The 926-nt window shown below is 70.2% G+C and carries 1 protein-coding gene; it reads left to right on the top strand.

What is annotated here, in order from left to right; all coding sequences use genetic code 11:
* The coding region (locus V2S66_RS34305; RefSeq protein WP_330801019.1) for an AMP-binding protein at window positions 1-926 on the top strand (926 nt) is incomplete at both ends.

Here is a 926-nt window from a genome sequence, read left to right on the forward strand (position 1 = left end):
GCGAATGTCACGGCGGCGGCGTATGAGCAGGCGTCGGCCGATCGGCTGGGTTTCTGGGCGGAGCAGGCCCGGCGGTTGGCGTGGGTGAGGGAGCCGACGCAGACGCTGGACTGGTCGAATCCGCCGTTCGCGAAGTGGTTCGCCGACGGTGAGCTGAATGTCGCCTACAACTGTGTGGACCGGCATGTGGAGGCCGGTCACGGTGAGCGGATCGCCCTGTACTTCGAGGGTGAGCCGGGTGACAGCCGGGCGATCAGCTACGCGGAGTTGCAGGACGAGGTGTGCCGGGCGGCGAACGCGCTGACGGAGTTGGGGGTGGTGGCGGGCGACCGGGTCGCGGTGTACCTGCCGATGATCCCCGAGGCGGTCGTGGCGATGCTGGCGTGCGCGCGGATCGGTGCGGCGCACTCGGTGGTCTTCGGCGGGTTCTCCGCGGACGCGGTGGCCTCGCGGATCGATGACGCCGACGCGAAGCTGGTGATCACCGCGGACGGTGGGTACCGGCGGGGCAAGCCGTCCGCGCTCAAGCCGGCCATCGACGAGGCGGTGGCGCGGACCGCGCAGGTGGAGCATGTGCTGGTGGTGCGCCGTACCGGGCAGGAGGTGGCCTGGACCGAAGGCCGTGACGTGTGGTGGCACGAGATCACCGGCCGGCAGTCCACCGAGCACACCGCGCAGCCCTTCGGCGCCGAGCACCCGCTGTTCATCCTGTACACCTCGGGCACCACGGGCAAGCCCAAGGGGATCCTGCACACCTCCGGCGGGTACCTGACCCAGGCCGCCTACACCCACCACGCGGTGTTCGACCTGAAACCGGCCGGCGACGTGTACTGGTGCACCGCGGACATCGGGTGGGTGACCGGCCACTCCTACATCGTGTACGGGCCGCTGGCCAACGGCGCGACCCAGGTGATCTACGAGGGCAC

This window comes from Actinacidiphila polyblastidii, assembly GCF_036353415.1.
Classification (GTDB): domain Bacteria; phylum Actinomycetota; class Actinomycetes; order Streptomycetales; family Streptomycetaceae; genus Actinacidiphila; species Actinacidiphila polyblastidii.